Source organism: Bacteroides sp. RTP31139st1_H2_RTP31139_211217, assembly GCF_040227615.1.
GTDB classification, from domain to species: Bacteria; Bacteroidota; Bacteroidia; order Bacteroidales; family Bacteroidaceae; genus Bacteroides; species Bacteroides uniformis.
On record NZ_JBCNZM010000035.1, the window covers coordinates 26,752 to 29,304 of the forward strand.

3 protein-coding genes are annotated in these 2,553 nt (G+C 44.9%); all 3 read left to right on the plus strand.

The annotated features are described in order from the left end of the window. The first annotated feature begins 54 nt into the window (after positions 1–54). A complete protein-coding gene (locus ABUA47_RS08045) occupies positions 55–1,014 on the plus strand; it encodes a tetratricopeptide repeat protein (RefSeq protein WP_035450086.1) in 960 nt (319 codons plus the stop codon). A 21-nt stretch (positions 1,015–1,035) separates the two neighbouring features. After that, entirely contained in the window at positions 1,036–1,785 is a 750-nt protein-coding gene (locus ABUA47_RS08050; RefSeq protein WP_035450088.1) for an endonuclease/exonuclease/phosphatase family protein, read from the plus strand. Positions 1,786–2,078: 293 nt separating this feature from the next. Further along, on the plus strand, positions 2,079–2,553 hold a 475-nt coding region (locus ABUA47_RS08055; RefSeq protein ID WP_349831512.1), incomplete at its 3' end, for a prephenate dehydratase domain-containing protein.

Sequence of the window (2,553 nt, forward strand, 5' to 3'; positions counted from 1 at the left end):
ACCATGCCCCTCCTTTTCCTTTTTAATTTTTAATTCTTTAATTTTTAATCACCTATGGGATTCTTTAAATCTTTTTTCTCCGGCAAGTCAGACAGTCCGGCAAATGAGAAACAAAAAAACGAGCAGAAGAATTTTGAGATATTCAAGTATGACGGTATGCGTGCACAACGCATGGGCCGTACAGACTACGCCATCAAATGCTTCACTGAAGCCCTTGCCATTCAGGAAGACTTTGAGACCATGGGCTACCTTGCCCAAGTCTACACCCAGACCAACGAACTGGACGAGGCACACAAACTGCTGGAACGTATGACCGAAATAGAGCCGGAACATACCTCCACCTACCTCAGTCTAGCCAACGTATGCTACATGCAGGAAGACTATCCCGCCATGGCAGGAGCGGCAAAGAAAGCTATCGAAATAGAAGAGGGCAACGCCATGGCACACTACCTGCTCGGCAAAGCAGACAATGGGCAAGGGGACGGCATCATGTGCATCGCTCATCTTACGAAAGCCATCGTACTGAAAGATGATTTCATCGAAGCACGTCTGCTTCGTGCCGAAGCACTGGTCCAAATGCAGCAATACAAGGAAGCGATGGAAGACATAGACACCATTCTGGCACAAGACCCGGAAGACGAAAGTACCATCTTGCTCCGCGGAAAGATAGAAGAAGCTACGGGAAACAAAGAAAAAGCAGAAAGCAGTTATCAGAAAGTGACAGAGTTGAATCCCTTCAACGAACAAGCCTTCCTCTACTTAGGACAGCTTTACATCACCCAAAACAAGCTGGCAGAAGCCATCGAGCTCTTTACGGAAGCCACAGAACTGAACCCTAATTTCGCAGAGGCCTATCATGAGCGCGGACGTGCCAAGTTGCTGAACGGAGACAAGGAAGGCTCTGCGGAGGACATGAAGAAAGGACTGGAACTCAATCCTAAAGAGATACAGAACTTTAACGGACAATATGGTAACCAACCGGGGGGAAGTACCGGTAATATCCTAGGATTATAACAAATTCAATTATTGCCGCCAATGAAACGAAATTTATTTCTATCAGTACTTTTTGTACTGATGTTCGCACCTGCCCATGCACAGCAAGTGAACATATTGTCCTATAACGTACATAATTGCATCGGTATGGACAAGGAGTACAATTACCGACGCATTGCCAATGTTATCAGTCAAACTTCTCCGGACATAGTCGCCCTGCAGGAACTTGACAGTGTAACGGTGCGCAACAAAGGAATCCATGCTCTCGGAGAACTAGAAAAACTGACCGGAATGCACGGGACTTATGCAGCAGCCATTCCTTTTCAGGGTGGAAGCTACGGCATCGGAATCCTCTCCAGAGAGATACCCATACAATACAAAATCATTCCAATGCCCGGACGGGAAGAAAAACGTACCCTCATTATTGCAGAATTTAAAGATTATGTATTTTGTGCCACACACCAGTCCCTCACTCCAGAAGACCAGCTCCTTGCCGTACCATTGATAGAAAAAGCCTTGCAAAACGTCGATAAGCCCATCTTTATGGCAGGCGACATGAACTCCGCACCAGCAAGCGCTCCCCAGCTGGAATTGGCAAAACATTTTGCCACCCTCAATGACACAACCTCTTATACTTTCCCAGCAGACCGTCCCAACCGATGTATAGACTACATCTACGGCTATTCCAAGAATGGGTATCGGTTTGACGTACAATACCGGAAAGTCATAGAAGACACCATTTCATCCGACCATCGTCCGGTTCAAGTCATTGTACAAGTTAAAGGGAAATAAGTTAAATTGCTACTATCCCTAAAAAAAACATTGTTTTTTGTTTGTATATAAAAGAAAAGCATTACTTTTGTCACGTAATTCAAAAACAGAGAATACAAGTATGAAGTCATTTACTTATGCATATTACTTCTTTTTTTACTTTTACTTTAGCCAGAAAGTAGAGCGGGAGTTTGTATGTATCAAGTGACAGTGATGCTTAAGGACTGAATAGAGAAACAAGTAAATATACAGAATCCCGCTCCATCGTATGGAAGCGGGATTTTTTTTATAGCATAACCAAGAAAATAAAAATAATGAAAAAGGTAGCCATTCAAGGAACATTAGGCTCGTATCACGACATCGCCGCACACAAGTACTTCGAAGGAGAAGAAATAGAGTTAATCTGTTGCGCCAACTTTGAAGACGTGTTCGGTGCCATCAAAAAAGACAGTCAGACCATAGGAATGCTGGCAATAGAAAACACCATTGCAGGCAGTTTGCTGCATAACAATGAGCTATTACGCCAAAGTGGCGCACAGATTGTCGGCGAGTACAAGCTACGTATTTCCCATAGTTTTGTCTGCCTGCCCGATGAAGACTGGGATGATATTACCGAAGTCAACTCCCACCCTATCGCCCTGATGCAATGCCGTGAATTCCTGGGACAACACCCCGGAATCAAAGTGGTGGAAGGCGAAGATACCGCCCGCAGTGCCGAAATCATCCAACAGGAACATCTGAAAGGCCATGCAGCTATCTGCTCCAAAGCTGCTGCAGAGCGTTATGGCA